The organism is Sphingobacterium allocomposti (genome assembly GCF_008124885.1).
GTDB lineage: Bacteria > Bacteroidota > Bacteroidia > Sphingobacteriales > Sphingobacteriaceae > Sphingobacterium > Sphingobacterium allocomposti.
In genome coordinates this window covers 45,507-60,386 of record NZ_VNHX01000010.1, presented here as the reverse complement: position 1 = coordinate 60,386, position 14,880 = coordinate 45,507, and the positions used below count along the sequence as shown (strand labels likewise).

Genomic DNA, 14,880 nt, shown 5'->3' with positions numbered 1-14,880 from the left:
AATAGGTTCACGGGATATTTACGATGTGGGCGTTTAATCGCTCCAACCAAAGACAGCATGCAGCCGTCAACCATTTTTCAATAAACGAATGAGACTGTAAATACGAACTGCCTAGGCCTAGTCGTATAATGTGTATAAAAAAAGGATTGAGCCGAAAGCGTTAGGGCCGCCCTGCTGCCGGTTCCTTGCCCTTCGCCCGTCAGCGCCGTTACGGGAGCGATGCACCCGAGCAGCTCCTTCAGGGCATTGTTTGCGGGGTGTATCAGGATGGCCTCGCGGTTCAGCACATTCGGAAGGCCGATCTGTTCGCCATGCCGCGGGTATTGCCGCCTCTGCGGCTTATAGCGCCCCTCGGGTATGCAGCTGATGCGGGGATATTGTTGCGGTCGGGCAGCTCGATCGTATGGCAGATGTGCGTTCCTGATAGGTGACGGTTCCGTTTGTTCCCTGTTCTCCGTACTTCCGGCGGAGCACCAGGGTATGTGTATTCTTCATTTACGTATAAATAGTAAGCAATAAGGCGGGGACGGAGTGTCCCGCCAAGGATCATGGATTATGGCAGATCCACGTCAACGATGGTCAATGTATTGTACGGATTGTTTTTCAGCGGATAGAATGCACCATTCGCCTCCTGGTAGGTAGATATCCCGACCAGGATATAAACCACCTTGTCGCTGGCAGCCGGAAGCACCAACTGAATCGCTTCCGGCGGACGCACGCCGATGAGCGGAATAAACGCCGAGTGCTGCACCTCGGGCCGCGGAAGCTCCTCCATGTCTAACGCCTGCTCTACCGCCGCCAGCGTAAACTGTACGTGTGTCGCTCCTTCCAGAAGGGTAACTTTATCCCGAGGGCTGAACTCCGGGATGTTCAATGTCACCTCGCCCGACGCCCGGTCGTACGCTGTGGGCAGATCGCCGCCGAACATGATCCGGAGGCTACTCGCGCTGTTGATCTCCAGCCCCCTGAGCAGTCCGGAGTTTTCCGGCCGGAAGGTCCGCTGCCCGCGGGGGCTCTCTGTATCGGCCTTCTGGATGCGATATACCGTAGACACAAGCCGGTTGCGGAAGGATTTGTCTGCCACGCTCCTGCTCAGGTTATTCAGCTGCATGCGGATCACTTTAGCCATCTGTGCGGCGGAGGCAAACTCGCTCATGTTTTCGCGCGTACGCTCAAAATTGGGATCGCTCATGATACGGGCCTTGTCGACCCCGCCCTTCGCGCGTACCTCGTACCCTCTTTCGCGGTGTTTGCTAAAGGAAAGATCCCCGATCGTTCCTCTAATCTTTACTAAACTCTCTTGTTTTGCCATGATATTGTTTGTTATGACAATCCAAAGGTGCGACAGCAAAAAATAACTCCTGTCCAAAATGTCCGGATATGGCGAAATTGGCATGAATTGTCGTGATATGTCCGAAAATGACCAAAATGTCTGAAAACGACCAAAATGTCCAAAAAAGGTATTTTACTTCAGGACAAAAAGGTACGCAGAGTGTACGGGGAGTGTACTGGGAGTGTACTGGGAGTGTACTGAAAAGGTACTAAAAAGGTACTGGAAAGGTACTAGAGAGGTACTAAGAAGGTACCGGAGATATACCGGTCGCCGTACCTCCGCGGTACGCTGAATGCCAAAGCAACGTACAGCGTGAACTCAAAGAGCATCGGGTAACAGTGTTACCGTTTGTAGATACTAAAAAGCCCGACCTTCACCCAGTCGGGCTTCCTATAGTTTCGCGCTAGATTTTTCTAAAATAACTCAACACACCCTTGAACCTCCTTCGGATCGAACCCCCTGGGTTCTCATCCCTCCGTCAGCAAATTACAGACGGGTGCGAAAATAAAAAAAGCTCCAATCTTTTGATTGAAGCTCCGCGGAGAGAGAGGGATTATTGCATGATCCCCGATGGGGGAGGCTTCACAAAAAATAGAGCCATTCACTCCGTTCATTCTTTTTGTCGTTTAACCCTTTTGTTCAAACGTTGCTTGCAAAAGTCTATAAACGACAAAACCCGACAATAGTCGGGCTTTATTTTTTAGTGGCGGAGAGAGAGGGATTGGTTCAGCCCCGCAAGCCCCCAACACAACCCTGAACCTCCTTCGGATCGAACCCTCTGGGTTCTCATCCCTCCGTCAGCAAATTACAGACGGTGCGAAAATAAAAAAGCTCCAATCTTTTGATTGAAGCTCCGCGGAGAGAGAGGGATTCGAACCCTCGATACGGTTATCCCGTATACAGACTTTCCAGGTCTGCTCATTCGACCACTCTGACACCTCTCCTTTCGGAGTGCAAATATAAAACAATTATCCTAACGAGGGCATTTTTTTTATTTTTTCCCCTACGTCGCTCTGATAGAGCTATACCCGCCACAAGAATTCCTGAAAACGGATGGGGAATTCAGACATTTTCATTACATTAGTTCTCCGACAACCGATGAACGATGAAAAGAATACTTTCAATTGATGGCGGCGGTATACGGGGGATTGTTCCGGGGATGATATTGGTTGCGCTGGAAGAAAAGATTCAACGTGCCACAAATAACCCCGATGCCCGTCTGACCGACTACTTCGATTTCTTTGCAGGTACAAGTACGGGCGGGATTCTGCTTTCAATCCTACTCTGTCCGCTCGGAGAGGAACACACGCAGCAGAAATACACGGCTAAGCAGGCTCTAGACATTTATCTTAAACATGGAAGCGAAATATTTGCGGCGAAACGTTGGCGACGTTTTCTAAGCAGATTCGGGCTGCTAAGCGAGCTTTATGACAGCGATATTCTGGAAGGGATTTTATACGATTATTTTGGCGACACCAGACTTAGCGAACTGATAAAACCGTGTATTATAACAGCGTACAATATCGAACTGCGAAAGAATCACCTTTTCCGCCAACAGAAGGCCATATCGCACGGCGAGTCCCGCGATTTTTATATACGTGATGTCTGCCGTGCCACCTCTGCCGCTCCCACTTATTTTTCCGTGGCAGAAATTTTCTCATTAGCGGGTACGCGCTACCCGCTCATAGACGGAGGCGTGTTTGCACATAATCCGTCGCTGTCCGCCTTGTTAGAGGTTATTAAAAGCTACAACACCTACAAGATAAACGACATCTGGATACTATCCCTTGGAACGGGGCTGTCGAAAATATCTTATAATTACGAGGATTTCAAAAAGAAAAGGGCCATTTCCATTGGTCCCGCATTGGTTGATATCATGAGTAGTAGCTCGGCAGAAAGCACCGACTACTTTTTGAAACAGCTGTTCCGATCGGTGAATCGGCCTGAAAACTATATTAGAATTGAGCCAGGCAACCTATCGTCGATTGATCCTGCAATGGATGCGGCCTCTACAGCGAACATTCAGAAGATAGTTTCTTTAGGAGACAAGCTGGTCAGTGAGAACGAGGAGCTCCTTAACCAAATCGTGTCTGAGGTAATCCAGGACAAGAAAGATAACAAAGAAAGGTCGGTATGGAATTTTTTGAAAAATTGAAGATAGAGAAAATGGTTTCACCGCATAAACCTTACTTTTACGACTCTAAATTTCGGATATGGCATTAAACTACGTTTGGATATCTTTTTTTATTATCGCTTTTCTGGTCGCGGTCGTGAAGCTTGTTGTTTTCGGAGATACGGAAATCTTTTCCCTGCTGATTAACGGTATCTTTGACAGCGCAAAAACGGGTGCAGAGCTGTCTCTGGGGCTTGTAGGGATCATGACGTTTTGGCTCGGCATTATGAAGGTGGGCGAGCAGGCTGGCATGATTTCTTTATTTGCGAAAGGCGTGCATCCATTCTTCAGCAAGCTATTTCCCGGCATTCCGAAAAAGCATCCGGCAAGCGGTTCTATTATCATGAATTTTTCCGCGAACATGCTGGGGTTGGATAACGCGGCGACCCCTGTTGGATTGAAAGCTATGCAGGAGCTACAAGAACTAAATCCGGACAAAGACACTGCTTCTAATGCCCAGATTATGTTCCTCGTACTGAATACGGCAGGGATTACGTTAATTCCTACTTCGGTTATAGCCCTGCGGTTAGCCAGCGGCGCAGCCAATCCGGCTGATATCTTTATACCAGCATTAATCGGTACTTTTATTTCCTTCGTATCGGGGATGGTTGCGGTTGCGCTTTATCAGAAGATCAATCTTTTCAAGCTCCCTGTCCTGATTTTTCTGGGATTTTTTATTGGCTTAATGTGTGTCCTTTATTTCGGCCTACATGGACTTCCTCCCGAGCAGATAGAGAAAATAACAGGTCTAATCGGCGGATTGCTGATATTTTCGATCATTATTCTTTTTATTGTTTTTGGAGCCATTAAACGGATTAATGTGTACGATGCTTTCATTGAAGGCGCCAAAGAAGGTTTCGGCACCGCCGTCATGATCATCCCCTTCCTGATTGCTATCCTGGTGGCCATCTCCGCGTTCAGAACCACCGGATGCATGGATTACATCGTTGATGGTATCGCATATCTGTTTTCCTACTTGGGAATGGATACTCGTTTTGTGCCGGCTCTGCCTGTAGGACTAATGAAGACACTGAGCGGCGGCGGCGCCCGTGGCCTTATGGTGGATGTAATGCAGACGTATGGCGTAGACTCCTTCCAGGGACGTTTGGCCAGCGTCATCCAGGGATCCTCTGAGACCACCTTTTATGTGCTGGCTGTATATTTTGGTTCTGTTGGCATTAAAAACACACGCTATGCGTTGACATGCGGATTGATAGCAGACTTTGTTGGCCTAGTCGCCGCCATAGTATTAACCTATATATTTTTTGGATAACGTTAATTAAAAGCTTATGAAGAAGACTATTGCATTAATTGCGCACGACGGAAAAAAAGCCGACATGGTGGCCTTTGTGAAGGACCATATCGAGTATTTCAGGAATGCAACGATAGTTGCTACAGGTACGACCGGTTCATATATACGGCAGACGGGACTGGATGTAGAACTTAAGTTAAGTGGCCCAATGGGGGGCGACGCACAGATCGCCGCGCTGGCAGCCGAAGGTAAAGTCGACGGCATTATCTTTTTTAGAGACCCTTTAGGAAAACATGCCCATGAGCCCGACATACAGATGCTTATGCGGATTTCCGATTTGTACAACGTGCCGCTGGCTACCAATCCCGCGACAGGCAGTTTAATTATTGAGGGCCTATTTGACTGATCTGCATGGCTAGAGATATCAGCGTCAAGATCGGCAAAGACCGTTACAAAACCGAAATACACGTGGACCAGCACGTGGTGCTATCCGACGAACCTGAAGACGTCGGGGGGACAGACCTCGGCCCCTCGCCTACGGAACTACTGATGTCGTCTTTAGGCACGTGCAAGGCTATTACAGTACGTATGTATGCCGACCGCAAACAATGGGCATTAGATGGCGTCGACATACATGTGTCTATCGGCGCGCAGGAAGGCGAATTGCAGAAAACTACTTTTATTAAATGCCACGTCCGGCTGTATGGCGACCTGGACGAAATGCAGAAGAAACGCCTTTTTCAAATCGCCGAAAAGTGTCCGGTTCATAAGATATTAAGCAATCCCATTGTCATAGAAAGCAACTTAATATAAAAAGTTCAGCGTATTTTTCGTCGAAGGTAGTATATTTGCCCACATTCAAAACCAAAGGGTATGTCGTCAAACACATATAGTGGAGTTCAAACGCCTTTTCAGCTCTTCGACAGAAACGAGTGGAAAGATTTAAATGGACATTTTTCGTATCATCTCACACACGACGATGTCGAAAAGTTACATGCGTTAAACGAACCGCTCACTATCTCAGAAATTGAGGAGATATACTTTCCGCTGGCCCACCTTCTTAATATTTTTATTCAGCGGACAAAAGATGCCCATAGTGTTGTCAATGGTTTTTTGAAGAAGAACACCCAGCAGCTGCCTTTCATTATCGGGATAGCAGGCTCCGTAGCTGTGGGTAAGAGCACAACGGCCCGCGTGCTACAAAAGGTACTGTCTATGCTTCCGGATAAGCCGAAAGTGGATTTGGTCACGACGGATGGCTTTTTGTATCCGAACAGCGTCTTAATAGAAAGGAATATACTGAACCGAAAAGGCTTCCCGGAAAGCTACGACACTAAGCTATTGCTTAAGTTCCTTGCCGCGATGAAGTCCGGAATCGAGGAATTTGAGGTTCCGATGTATTCGCATATGGAATACGATATTCTCAAAGATAGACGACAGTTGGTGAAAAAGCCGGATATACTTATTGTGGAAGGGATCAACGTGTTGCAGGTAAACTCGTCACGGGGTAACAACGTCTTCGTATCCGACTACTTTGACTACTCCATTTATGTAGACGCCGACGAAGCGGACATCATGGATTGGTATGTAGATCGATTTGAGTCGCTACGTGCGACGTCCTTTCAAAACAGTCATTCGTATTTCCACCGGTATGCCAACATGAATAAAGAAGAGAGCATTGCCATGGCTACCAATATCTGGAACGAAATAAACCGCCCCAATCTTCACGAGAACATTCTGCCAACCCGTTACCGCGCAGATTTAATACTGGAGAAAGGCTCCCATCACTTTGTCAAACAAGTTAAAGTACGCAAGATATAACTTTCTGCGCGCTAAATTTCCTTGGACGTACGTTCAAACTTCAGTACCTCCCGAAGCACCTCATTTTCGAGTTGCCGATGTAGCCTGCTGCTGCTACTGGTTGCATGCATCTCCATCTTATATTTCACGTAGTCCTTTCCTATTTCCACTACTTTCAGATGTAGGTCGTCTTCGCCCGTTAAATACGGGTGGTTGAGCAACGTCTTCTGGATAGTTTCTTCGAGCTTATCTATTTCGACCGCTGTATGCAACGGAAGCTCAAACTTTACCGAGAAGAGGCTGGAACGGTGTGCAGAAAAATTGACCATGGGCGAAGTGAACACCGTATTGTTCGGGACCATAACCATATCGTCCTCTTCGTCCTGGATAATCAGTGCAGAAAGTGTAATATCCACTATCCGTCCCCGGTACTCCCCCACTTTCACCCGGTCCCCAACCGATAGCTGGTCGGAAAACATGATAAATAGCCCTGAAATCATGTTAGTGATATACTCTCTAAATATAACGGCTATCGCCATGGCGACGATCGTTAGGCTTGTAATAAAGTTTAATGGATCTATCCCTAACGCGAGCATTATCGCGATAATTCCAACACTTGTATTTAATACTGCTGTCAACCTGTTGATTCCCAGTACGAAATTTCCACGGACATCACGGTTTTCATGACGCTTATTATACCACGTGATAACCACATACCGGGCAATTGAAAACAGTATACTCGATGTGAGGAATAGATTCAATCCGTTAGACAGGTTATTGATCACCCGACGGGACGAATACAGATCTTCGAAATAAAAGAAGGATGCATTCAAAATCATCCAAGCTACAAGCTTCAGCACAAATTGCCATGTGTTTCTGTGGTTTTTCCTTTCCGCCATGTAATCAAAAACCTAAGTATTATCTTTTAATTTTTCCTCCAAACCTAACTAAAATGCGCTGCATTAAGCAACGGAATCTAAAATTCGCCATGTGTGCGATCAAACTTAGACAAATTGCCTTTTAGTTGCAAAATAATCGCGTTTTATATAAAGCGATTTACCGATCTCCCGCTGTCGTCAAGAACTTGTTTACAGAAGGAAATATACAAAAATACATTAGACAATCTGTTTTTTCGTAAAGGGCCGGCAGATGTTGCGATGGTCATGTTGAGCCCGTGACTCCCGTTTTTCCTTTTTTCTCATTTTACAGCATACATTCGTTTTAGACTATTTTTTTGCGGACATCCTGCCAGAATAAACGCGTAACAATTTGATTTTAAACAATTTAACAAAGTAATATCCCCCATTCGTTTTGAAATAGCTAAAAATAAGTTAACTTAGCAGGCTGAATGTACTAGATACATAGATAGATTATGCAGACAACATTTGATTTTGAAAAGCCTATTGCAGATTTGCAGACCCAAATAGAAAAGGTGTTACAAGTTCAGGAAAAAACCAAAGTGGATATGAGCGCGACAATCAATGAACTGGAGACCAAACTTGAACAGACCAAAACCGATATTTATACGAATATGACAGGTTGGCAAAAGGTACAGATGTCCCGTCATCCAGACAGGCCGCAAACTTTTGATTATATCCAAATGATCTGTGAAGAATTTATTGAACTCCACGGAGACAGAACTGTTCGCGACGATAAAGCCATAGTAGGCGGATTGGCATCAATAGATGGGCAATCTGTCATGATTATCGGGCATCAGAAAGGGAAAAACACAAAAGAACGACAGTTCAGAAATTTCGGGATGGCCAACCCTGAGGGTTATCGCAAAGCGCTTCGTCTGATGAAGATGGCCGAGAAGTTTAATAAGCCGGTCATCACACTTATTGATACGATGGGCGCTTATCCGGGGCTGGAGGCAGAAGAGCGTGGGCAAGGAGAAGCTATCGCCCGGAACTTACTGGAGATGTCGGTATTAAAGGTGCCGGTTATTTGTATTGTCATTGGTGAAGGTGCCTCGGGAGGAGCGCTGGGTATAGGTGTAGGCGACCGCGTATACATGTTGCAAAACACTTGGTATTCTGTTATTTCGCCCGAGTCATGCTCGTCGATTTTATATAGAAGTTGGGATCAAAAAGAAAAGGCCGCAGATTCGTTGAAGCTCACCGCTGAAGATATGCTGAAAAACGGTTTAATCGATGGTATTATCGAGGAGCCTATCGGTGGTGCCCATCAGGACCCGACAACAACTGCAGAGAGCGTAAAAAGGCGGATTCTTGCCGACCTGACCGAACTAAAGCTCAAGGATGCCGAGACGTTAATTAGCGAGCGTATCGAAAAATTTAGCGGGATGGGCGTTGTTGTTGAACAATAGATCGATTTCCTGCGATAAAAAACATCTATATTGCGTGATATAGATGTTTTTTTATTAGTTAGTACCGGAAGGGGTAATTTCTCATAAACTCAAACGTATAGTTTGTGTTTCTTTGAATCGTATCAATCAGGGTGGACAGTAGCTGCTGTCCTTTTTTATTCCTGAACATATCGTCGTGCATCAATAACACAACGTTATTTGGTTCCATAGACGATTTGTTATCCATATAGTTCCTTATCCGGGTATATATTTCATCTACAGATTGTATAGGCTTCCCCGTCAGGCCGTGTATCTTCCATTCCACATCCCACCCGAAGATTCGATATCCATTTGTGTATAGCATATCTGCAGTACTCGCTCCGCTTTGCAGGTCGACGCGCCGCACGTCGTCGTATATCCATATGTTCCGGCCCGGTAACCGTATTATTTTATGCTTGAGTTTCAGCTCCACCTCATTCTTTTCAAAATCATCGTACGCGCTGATCGGATTGCTGTAGAATGTTGTGAACCTGTTGTTTGCATGCGTATAACTGTGATTGTAGCATTCTACAAGCGGATTATTATAATATAATTCAAAGTCGCGCTTTAGTGCTTTCGACATATAAGCGTGTTTACCGACCAAAAAAACATTGATTTTGACGTTCTTCGCCCGCGATATGGAATCGATGGCTGCACTTCCCAATAAAGGACCGTCGTCAAACGTGAAATAAATATGTTTGGGGAACTTATCCAATGCAAGGCGAACGGAATCCCGTATACGTCTCTTTTCGTTTTTTATCCATATCTCAAGCGAATCTTTACGCAATGGGGATAACGTATCGACGGGGATATAAATAGGCTCTTTAAGACGCTTCGCCAACATCCCCCTCCCCACGGTGTCTTTGTGGCCGATGGCCTCTTCCTTCTTAAGCCCATCTTCCCATCCCTCCACGAGCGCGGAGTCTGGTAATGCGTTCGCCGCTTTGGTGTTCATGCTTCCTTGGCAGGAAATTAACGAAGCCGACAGAAACGTCGCCATCCCTAAAGTCATTAGGACCTTCATCCCTTTTACCATGTTCTATCGTAGTTATCAGAATTTGACGCAAAATTAGAACAATAAAGCAGCAAACGCAAAAGGTTTACTCGAAAAAATCAAAAATAATTGTAAAAAGGAAATTCAGTTTCTATATGCCTTTTTTCACTTAATTCACGCCAGTACGTTCGGGGCTGCCTTCGGCGGGACGCTCCACAGTGATATTTCTCCGACACAAAACGCTATACGGCCCTTAGGAGCAATAAAAAAAGAGCTGTACAATTGAACAGCTCTTCTTTTATTAATCCCGTCCGCGGTGATGATACCGCTTAGACTTATTATCTCTTTTATGTTTTTTGTCGTGCTTTCTGTCGAACCGATCGCGGCGATACTCCCTATGATCTCTTAAGATTCTCTGAGAGCGGTGGCTGGCGTACCGGCTGTACTGCCTTCTAACGTTATGGTGGTTTCTCCAGGGCCGATCGTGATTTAGAACAACCTTGTATGTACGATATATGTCCACATGGCGATATCGACTTGGTAGGGAGGCTCTAGTCACCCAACGGTTGCCATGATAATACGTGTACCTGCGGCGTGGGACGTCGTAATATACATCAATTTCCGGTAGATAGTAATAGCGGACATAATCATGTCCCACGGGCCCCCACATTGGCTGCGCCCCTATGTTGATATTTACGCTAACCTGCGCCTCCGCCCGGTTTACCGTCGTTAGCAGTCCGATTAAAATTAGTGCAAAGAAAAATCGTTTCATAGTCCCCCCTTTTTTAATATCATTTGAACATCATTTTTAGTTAGGACAGTGTCAAACTTAAAAAGGATTAATGTTCCAACATGTTAAAAAATGTAAAAAGGGACCTTAGAACGCCATGCCGACTTTAAGGCCGGCTTCGATCAAATGAAGGTCGTCCTGGTAACGCCACGGCCGGCCCTCTCCTCCACTGTAGGAAAAATCGCCGAACTGCTCGTTTGTCGATTGCAATGTGCCTTGCCGATACTCCACATACGGTCCTCCCGAAATATTTATCCGGCGGCCAATCTTTACATCGACGCCCGCCTGCAGGTTGACCATAAATCCTGAGGATATAGATGCTGTTTCCTTATATTTAACACCGTTCCATTCCCAACTTCGGTTATTACTTCCTAGTCTGAAATTATATCCTGCTGATGCTACCAACAGTGGGGAAACACGCCTTTCTATAAAACGGAATCTCCCTTGTAAGTATAGCGGCACCGAGAAATAGTTCTGCGCGAAATCTGCGTCCCCAAAATCGTCGCTCCACAGATTATCAAGGCGGAAAAGATGTCTGATGCCTGTTCCGGCTCCTACAGCCACGCCCTGCGAAACATGAAATAGGCCGACATAGTCAAATTGCAGCCCCAGAAAGTCCATGTCGGTGTCGCCTCCTCCAATCAAGGGCTCCCTTAAAAAGCCGCTTGTATAGGACATTCCGAAATTAAAATTGTTGGAATACCTGACGCTAGGCGTCTGCCCATATACTGCAGTGACCACACCGCACAGGGCAACAAGAAAGGAAAAAATCTTCATATATAAGTCTAATATTAGTGCCAAAGGTACGTTATTTCAATAGAAATAGAAAGTAAAACATCTAACAGAACATAATGCGGTAAACATGCCAAGATTACAGTATTTTCCCTATCTTTGTCCGACAAAAAAATGAACTTTTCATGGCTTTACAATGTGGCATAGTAGGTTTACCGAACGTGGGTAAATCGACATTATTCAACTGTTTATCGAACGCAAAAGCACAAGCGGCTAACTTCCCCTTCTGCACTATTGAACCAAATGTTGGCGTCATCACTGTTCCGGACGAGAGGTTAAATAAGCTGGCTGAGCTCGTAAATCCTCAACGTGTCGTCCCCAACACTATTGAAATTGTCGATATAGCAGGATTGGTAAAAGGAGCGTCCCAGGGAGAAGGCTTAGGTAATCAGTTTCTAGGTAACATACGTACGACAAATGCTATCATTCACGTACTCCGTTGCTTTGACAATGATAACGTTATCCATGTTGACGGATCTGTCGACCCTATACGCGACAAAGAGATCATCGACACGGAATTGCAGCTGAAAGACCTGGAGACGGTCGTGAAGCGTATTCAAAAAGTAGAAAAGATGGCGAAAACCGGAGGCGACAAAGATGCGAAGAAAACCTATGAGATATTGTCTGTCGTGAAGGAACACCTCGAAGCAGGAAAATCTGCGAGGACAGCTGCGCTTACCGAGGAAGATTTTGAATACATCGCAGATTTGGCGCTATTGACCGTCAAACCTGTGTTATATGTGTGTAATGTAGACGAAGGGGCTGTCAACACGGGGAACGCCTATGTAGAGCGGGTTAAAGAAGCAGTTAAAGATGAGAACGCCGAGGTGCTGATTATTTCCGCACAAATCGAAGCGGAAATTGCGCAACTGGAATCTTACGAAGAACGGAAGATGTTTCTGGACGATTTGGGATTGAAAGAATCCGGCGTCCACAAGCTGATCCGGGCGGCATACTCCTTACTTAACCTGACGACATACTTCACTGCCGGTGTACAGGAAGTGCGAGCATGGACCATTGAAAAGGGATACACCGCTCCCCAGGCTGCAGGCGTTATTCATACGGATTTTGAAAAAGGTTTTATCCGCGCTGAAGTGATCAAATACGACGATTACATTCAATATGGATCCGAAGCCGCTGTCAAGGAGGCTGGAAAACTTAGCGTCGAAGGAAAAACATATATCGTTGAGGACGGGGATATCATGCACTTTAGATTCAACGTGTAAATCCATAGCTGCCTCAAATCTTCTTACACGGCGCAGTTGAATGACACCTGCGCCGTTTGCATACTACGACACTGTTAGACGCCCCGCTTCACTGTTTATCCGCCCCCCCTGTCAAAGTTTTTAACAGATGTACTTCCTATATAGGCTTTATAAAGCATTTTTTTTATATTCGAATGTAACGTATCTAATTAGAAACCGGGCTTAAAAGCTCAAGCAGTAACTATACAATATGAAATTTGGTAAAGTAGATAATGTGGACGAGATCGATTTCTCTATTCCTCAGACGCCCAAAGAGACAATAAACCTGCTAAAAGCGAACAAAAAGAATGCTCCTTTAGAGGTCTATGTTGGATGTGCCAAATGGAATAAAGCAGATTTAAAAGGCTTTTATCCGAGGGGCACAAAAGACGAACTTGTTTATTATTCAAGGCAGTTTAATTCTATTGAACTCAACGCCACATTTTATAATTCGCCGTCAAAGGAACAGGTCATGACCTGGAAGCAGAAAACTCCGGAAGCGTTTCGATTTTTTCCGAAGATACCGCAATCGATTAGTCATTTCGGCCGTTTACTAAACGCGAAAGAAAAGGTGGAAGCATTCGTTGATGCCACTGTGCTCTTTGAAGAGAAATTAGGCATGGCCTTTCTACAGCTGCACGACAACTATAAGCCTAAAGATTTCGATCGGTTGAAGACTTTTTTGCAGGAATTTCCCGCCGGCTATCCGTTAGCTGTGGAAGTAAGAAATGCGGAGTGGTTTTCGGATGAATCTATCAAGGAACAGCTTTTTAAATTATTGGAGGACACAAATAAAACAAATGTTATAGTCGATACAGCGGGCCGTCGCGATATGCTGCATATGCGGCTTACAACACCGTTTGCATTTGTCCGTTATGTCGGAGCGAATCATCCAAGCGATTACGACCGGCTCGACGCGTGGGTTGACATCATTAAAGAGTGGAAAGAAGCGGGATTACAAAAGCTATATTTCTTCATTCACCAGAACATTGAGGTCGAGTCGCCGCTTCTTGCTGCCCACTTTATTAAAAAGCTAAACGCCGAAATAGGGACTGACCTTAACATACCGAACGAAAGCCAGCCTGCCCTGTTTTAAGGTTGGCGGTTACTGCGGCATGTAATATACTGTCGGCAGCGAGCTGCCGACGGCCGTCGGTCATAATTGTGTGCTTAGTCTTCGTTTTCTATTTCTATATACAGCTTACGGTCTTCGGCAGCACCATCTTCGTCGCCCAGCTTCTCCTTAATATGGGCTCTGTAATTGTATAGATCGGAGTAATAAGGATTTAACGTGATTGCTTTCGAATAGTCGTTGAGCGCATCTTCCCAGCATTCCATTTGTTCCAACAGATCCGCCCGCAAGGTATACACATAAAAGTCGTCCGGCGACAACGTTACGAGGGTCGTGTAATCCTTCAACGCCTCTGCGTAAGCCTTTTTTCTACAAAAAAAGCTACCTCGTTCCTCATAACCTACACTAATTCCGGGCTCAGTAGCTATCGCATTATTAAAATCGGCTAGTGCATGCTCATCTTCCCGAATAGCTTCATATAGCTTTCCCCTTGATAAAAGAGCCTGAAAATGTGCTGGCGCATCGTCCAACACAACGTTAAAGTCGTCCAACGCCAAATCATAACGGAGCAGGTACATATACAGCACGCCTCTGTATACATAAATATCGGGGCGAACGGAAAATTCCCGGATTGCGTATGTATAAAGAGCTATGGCATACTTATAATCAAAGTCTTGAGTTGCTTCCAAAGCCGCCGTGAGCACCGCGTTTACATCAGTAAAGCCTTTAATTGTTTTATCGGGACGCCCCCCGCCCTCCTCTATCCACTCCAGAAACGTATGGAAATTAAAATCAAGCTTTTTGGCGACCTGGTAATCGTAAAAGGCACCCTCTGTATCTTCCAGCAGTTCGTTTACCAGCGAGCGGCAAGCATAGAAAAAGGGCTGTTCGGGGTAGCGTTTGATGCCTTCAGAATAATCCGCTAAAGCGGCGTGCAATGCGCCTTGCAGATAATGGTTATAGGCCGCTTCCGCCAGCACAAGCGCTCCGTCGTCTATCGATATGGGGCACGGTAAAGTTTCATAGGTTGGAAAAAGCTGGGACGAGGCCAGGGCAAAATACCTGTTATCATCAAACATAGGT

Annotated in this window: 16 protein-coding genes and 1 tRNA gene; 8 read left to right on the top strand and 9 right to left on the bottom strand. The window is 45.7% G+C overall.

What is annotated here, in order from left to right:
• Nucleotides 1-77 precede the first annotated feature (77 nt).
• The 4 genes from BC792_RS18790 to BC792_RS08880 all read right to left on the bottom strand — a co-directional run bounded on the left by BC792_RS18790 (nt 78) and on the right by BC792_RS08880 (nt 2,277).
• Nucleotides 78-359 (bottom strand): DUF5675 family protein, encoded by a 282-nt coding sequence (locus BC792_RS18790; RefSeq protein WP_425262452.1) that lies wholly within the window; start codon nt 357-359, stop codon nt 78-80.
• Nucleotides 340-495: a hypothetical protein gene (locus tag BC792_RS18330; protein WP_170249997.1), complete on the bottom strand. Its 156-nt coding sequence runs from the start codon at nt 493-495 to the stop codon at nt 340-342. Before BC792_RS18330 ends, BC792_RS18790 begins: the two co-directional genes overlap by 20 nt.
• A gap of 58 nt (nt 496-553) precedes the next feature.
• Complete coding sequence (locus BC792_RS08885) at nt 554-1,312, bottom strand: hypothetical protein (protein WP_148908648.1); 759 nt, start codon at nt 1,310-1,312, stop codon at nt 554-556.
• A gap of 877 nt (nt 1,313-2,189) precedes the next feature.
• Nucleotides 2,190-2,277, bottom strand: a tRNA-Ser gene (locus BC792_RS08880).
• A 161-nt stretch (nt 2,278-2,438) separates the two neighbouring features.
• On the opposite strand from BC792_RS08880, the gene BC792_RS08875 reads away from it, so the two are divergent.
• From BC792_RS08875 to coaA, 5 genes are read left to right on the top strand one after another with little or no spacing between them, the layout of a single operon-like run.
• On the top strand, nt 2,439-3,488 hold the full coding sequence (locus BC792_RS08875; RefSeq protein ID WP_148908647.1) for a patatin-like phospholipase family protein: 1,050 nt from the start codon (nt 2,439-2,441) through the stop codon (nt 3,486-3,488).
• 58 nt (nt 3,489-3,546) lie between these two features.
• The gene (locus BC792_RS08870; RefSeq protein ID WP_148908646.1) at nt 3,547-4,779 is read left to right on the top strand and encodes a nucleoside recognition domain-containing protein; all 1,233 of its coding nucleotides are present in this window, start codon (nt 3,547-3,549) and stop codon (nt 4,777-4,779) included.
• 16 nt (nt 4,780-4,795) lie between these two features.
• The gene (locus tag BC792_RS08865; protein ID WP_148908645.1) at nt 4,796-5,164 is read left to right on the top strand and encodes a methylglyoxal synthase; all 369 of its coding nucleotides are present in this window, start codon (nt 4,796-4,798) and stop codon (nt 5,162-5,164) included.
• A 5-nt stretch (nt 5,165-5,169) separates the two neighbouring features.
• Nucleotides 5,170-5,571, top strand: a complete 402-nt coding sequence (locus BC792_RS08860; RefSeq protein WP_148908644.1) for an OsmC family protein — start codon at nt 5,170-5,172, stop codon at nt 5,569-5,571.
• A gap of 60 nt (nt 5,572-5,631) precedes the next feature.
• Entirely contained in the window at nt 5,632-6,579 is a 948-nt protein-coding gene (gene coaA, locus BC792_RS08855) for a type I pantothenate kinase (RefSeq protein WP_148908643.1), read from the top strand.
• A gap of 11 nt (nt 6,580-6,590) precedes the next feature.
• On the opposite strand, the gene BC792_RS08850 is transcribed toward coaA, so the two are convergent.
• Complete coding sequence (locus BC792_RS08850; RefSeq protein WP_148908642.1) at nt 6,591-7,457, bottom strand: mechanosensitive ion channel family protein; 867 nt, start codon at nt 7,455-7,457, stop codon at nt 6,591-6,593.
• A gap of 473 nt (nt 7,458-7,930) precedes the next feature.
• Here BC792_RS08850 and BC792_RS08845 point away from each other — a divergent pair, with 473 nt between their 5' ends.
• Complete coding sequence (locus BC792_RS08845; protein ID WP_148908641.1) at nt 7,931-8,887, top strand: acetyl-CoA carboxylase carboxyltransferase subunit alpha; 957 nt, start codon at nt 7,931-7,933, stop codon at nt 8,885-8,887.
• Between the two features lie 58 nt (nt 8,888-8,945).
• On the opposite strand, the gene BC792_RS08840 is transcribed toward BC792_RS08845, so the two are convergent.
• The 3 genes from BC792_RS08840 to BC792_RS08830 form a co-directional block, all read right to left on the bottom strand.
• Nucleotides 8,946-9,929 carry a polysaccharide deacetylase family protein gene (locus tag BC792_RS08840; protein ID WP_246154937.1) on the bottom strand — a complete coding sequence of 328 codons (984 nt, stop codon included), beginning with the start codon at nt 9,927-9,929 and terminating at the stop codon, nt 8,946-8,948.
• Between the two features lie 271 nt (nt 9,930-10,200).
• Nucleotides 10,201-10,671: a hypothetical protein gene (locus tag BC792_RS08835; RefSeq protein WP_148908640.1), complete on the bottom strand. Its 471-nt coding sequence runs from the start codon at nt 10,669-10,671 to the stop codon at nt 10,201-10,203.
• Nucleotides 10,672-10,776: 105 nt separating this feature from the next.
• Nucleotides 10,777-11,466, bottom strand: coding sequence for a hypothetical protein (locus BC792_RS08830; RefSeq protein ID WP_148908639.1), 690 nt, complete (start codon nt 11,464-11,466; stop codon nt 10,777-10,779).
• A gap of 140 nt (nt 11,467-11,606) precedes the next feature.
• Here BC792_RS08830 and ychF point away from each other — a divergent pair, with 140 nt between their 5' ends.
• Nucleotides 11,607-12,707: a redox-regulated ATPase YchF gene (gene ychF, locus BC792_RS08825; protein WP_148908638.1), complete on the top strand. Its 1,101-nt coding sequence runs from the start codon at nt 11,607-11,609 to the stop codon at nt 12,705-12,707.
• 229 nt (nt 12,708-12,936) lie between these two features.
• Nucleotides 12,937-13,821: a DUF72 domain-containing protein gene (locus tag BC792_RS08820; protein WP_148908637.1), complete on the top strand. Its 885-nt coding sequence runs from the start codon at nt 12,937-12,939 to the stop codon at nt 13,819-13,821.
• 74 nt (nt 13,822-13,895) lie between these two features.
• Here BC792_RS08820 and BC792_RS08815 read toward each other — a convergent pair whose 3' ends face one another.
• Nucleotides 13,896-14,876: a tetratricopeptide repeat protein gene (locus tag BC792_RS08815; RefSeq protein WP_148908636.1), complete on the bottom strand. Its 981-nt coding sequence runs from the start codon at nt 14,874-14,876 to the stop codon at nt 13,896-13,898.
• Nucleotides 14,877-14,880 lie beyond the last annotated feature (4 nt).

Bases quoted from the DNA above. Each gene is read 5' to 3' on its own strand.
- ychF (WP_148908638.1), top strand. From the start codon at position 11,607: ATGGCTTTACAATGTGGCATAGTAGGTTTACCGAACGTGGGTAAATCG.
- coaA (WP_148908643.1), top strand. From the start codon at position 5,632: ATGTCGTCAAACACATATAGTGGAGTTCAAACGCCTTTTCAGCTCTTC.
- BC792_RS18330 (WP_170249997.1), bottom strand. From the start codon at position 495: ATGAAGAATACACATACCCTGGTGCTCCGCCGGAAGTACGGAGAACAG.
- BC792_RS08865 (WP_148908645.1), top strand. From the start codon at position 4,796: ATGAAGAAGACTATTGCATTAATTGCGCACGACGGAAAAAAAGCCGAC.
- BC792_RS08875 (WP_148908647.1), top strand. From the start codon at position 2,439: ATGAAAAGAATACTTTCAATTGATGGCGGCGGTATACGGGGGATTGTT.
- BC792_RS08885 (WP_148908648.1), bottom strand. From the start codon at position 1,312: ATGGCAAAACAAGAGAGTTTAGTAAAGATTAGAGGAACGATCGGGGAT.
- BC792_RS08860 (WP_148908644.1), top strand. From the start codon at position 5,170: ATGGCTAGAGATATCAGCGTCAAGATCGGCAAAGACCGTTACAAAACC.
- BC792_RS08815 (WP_148908636.1), bottom strand. From the start codon at position 14,876: ATGTTTGATGATAACAGGTATTTTGCCCTGGCCTCGTCCCAGCTTTTT.
- BC792_RS08850 (WP_148908642.1), bottom strand. From the start codon at position 7,457: ATGGCGGAAAGGAAAAACCACAGAAACACATGGCAATTTGTGCTGAAG.
- BC792_RS08845 (WP_148908641.1), top strand. From the start codon at position 7,931: ATGCAGACAACATTTGATTTTGAAAAGCCTATTGCAGATTTGCAGACC.
- BC792_RS08835 (WP_148908640.1), bottom strand. From the start codon at position 10,671: ATGAAACGATTTTTCTTTGCACTAATTTTAATCGGACTGCTAACGACG.
- BC792_RS08870 (WP_148908646.1), top strand. From the start codon at position 3,547: ATGGCATTAAACTACGTTTGGATATCTTTTTTTATTATCGCTTTTCTG.
- BC792_RS08840 (WP_246154937.1), bottom strand. From the start codon at position 9,929: ATGAAGGTCCTAATGACTTTAGGGATGGCGACGTTTCTGTCGGCTTCG.
- BC792_RS08820 (WP_148908637.1), top strand. From the start codon at position 12,937: ATGAAATTTGGTAAAGTAGATAATGTGGACGAGATCGATTTCTCTATT.
- BC792_RS08830 (WP_148908639.1), bottom strand. From the start codon at position 11,466: ATGAAGATTTTTTCCTTTCTTGTTGCCCTGTGCGGTGTGGTCACTGCA.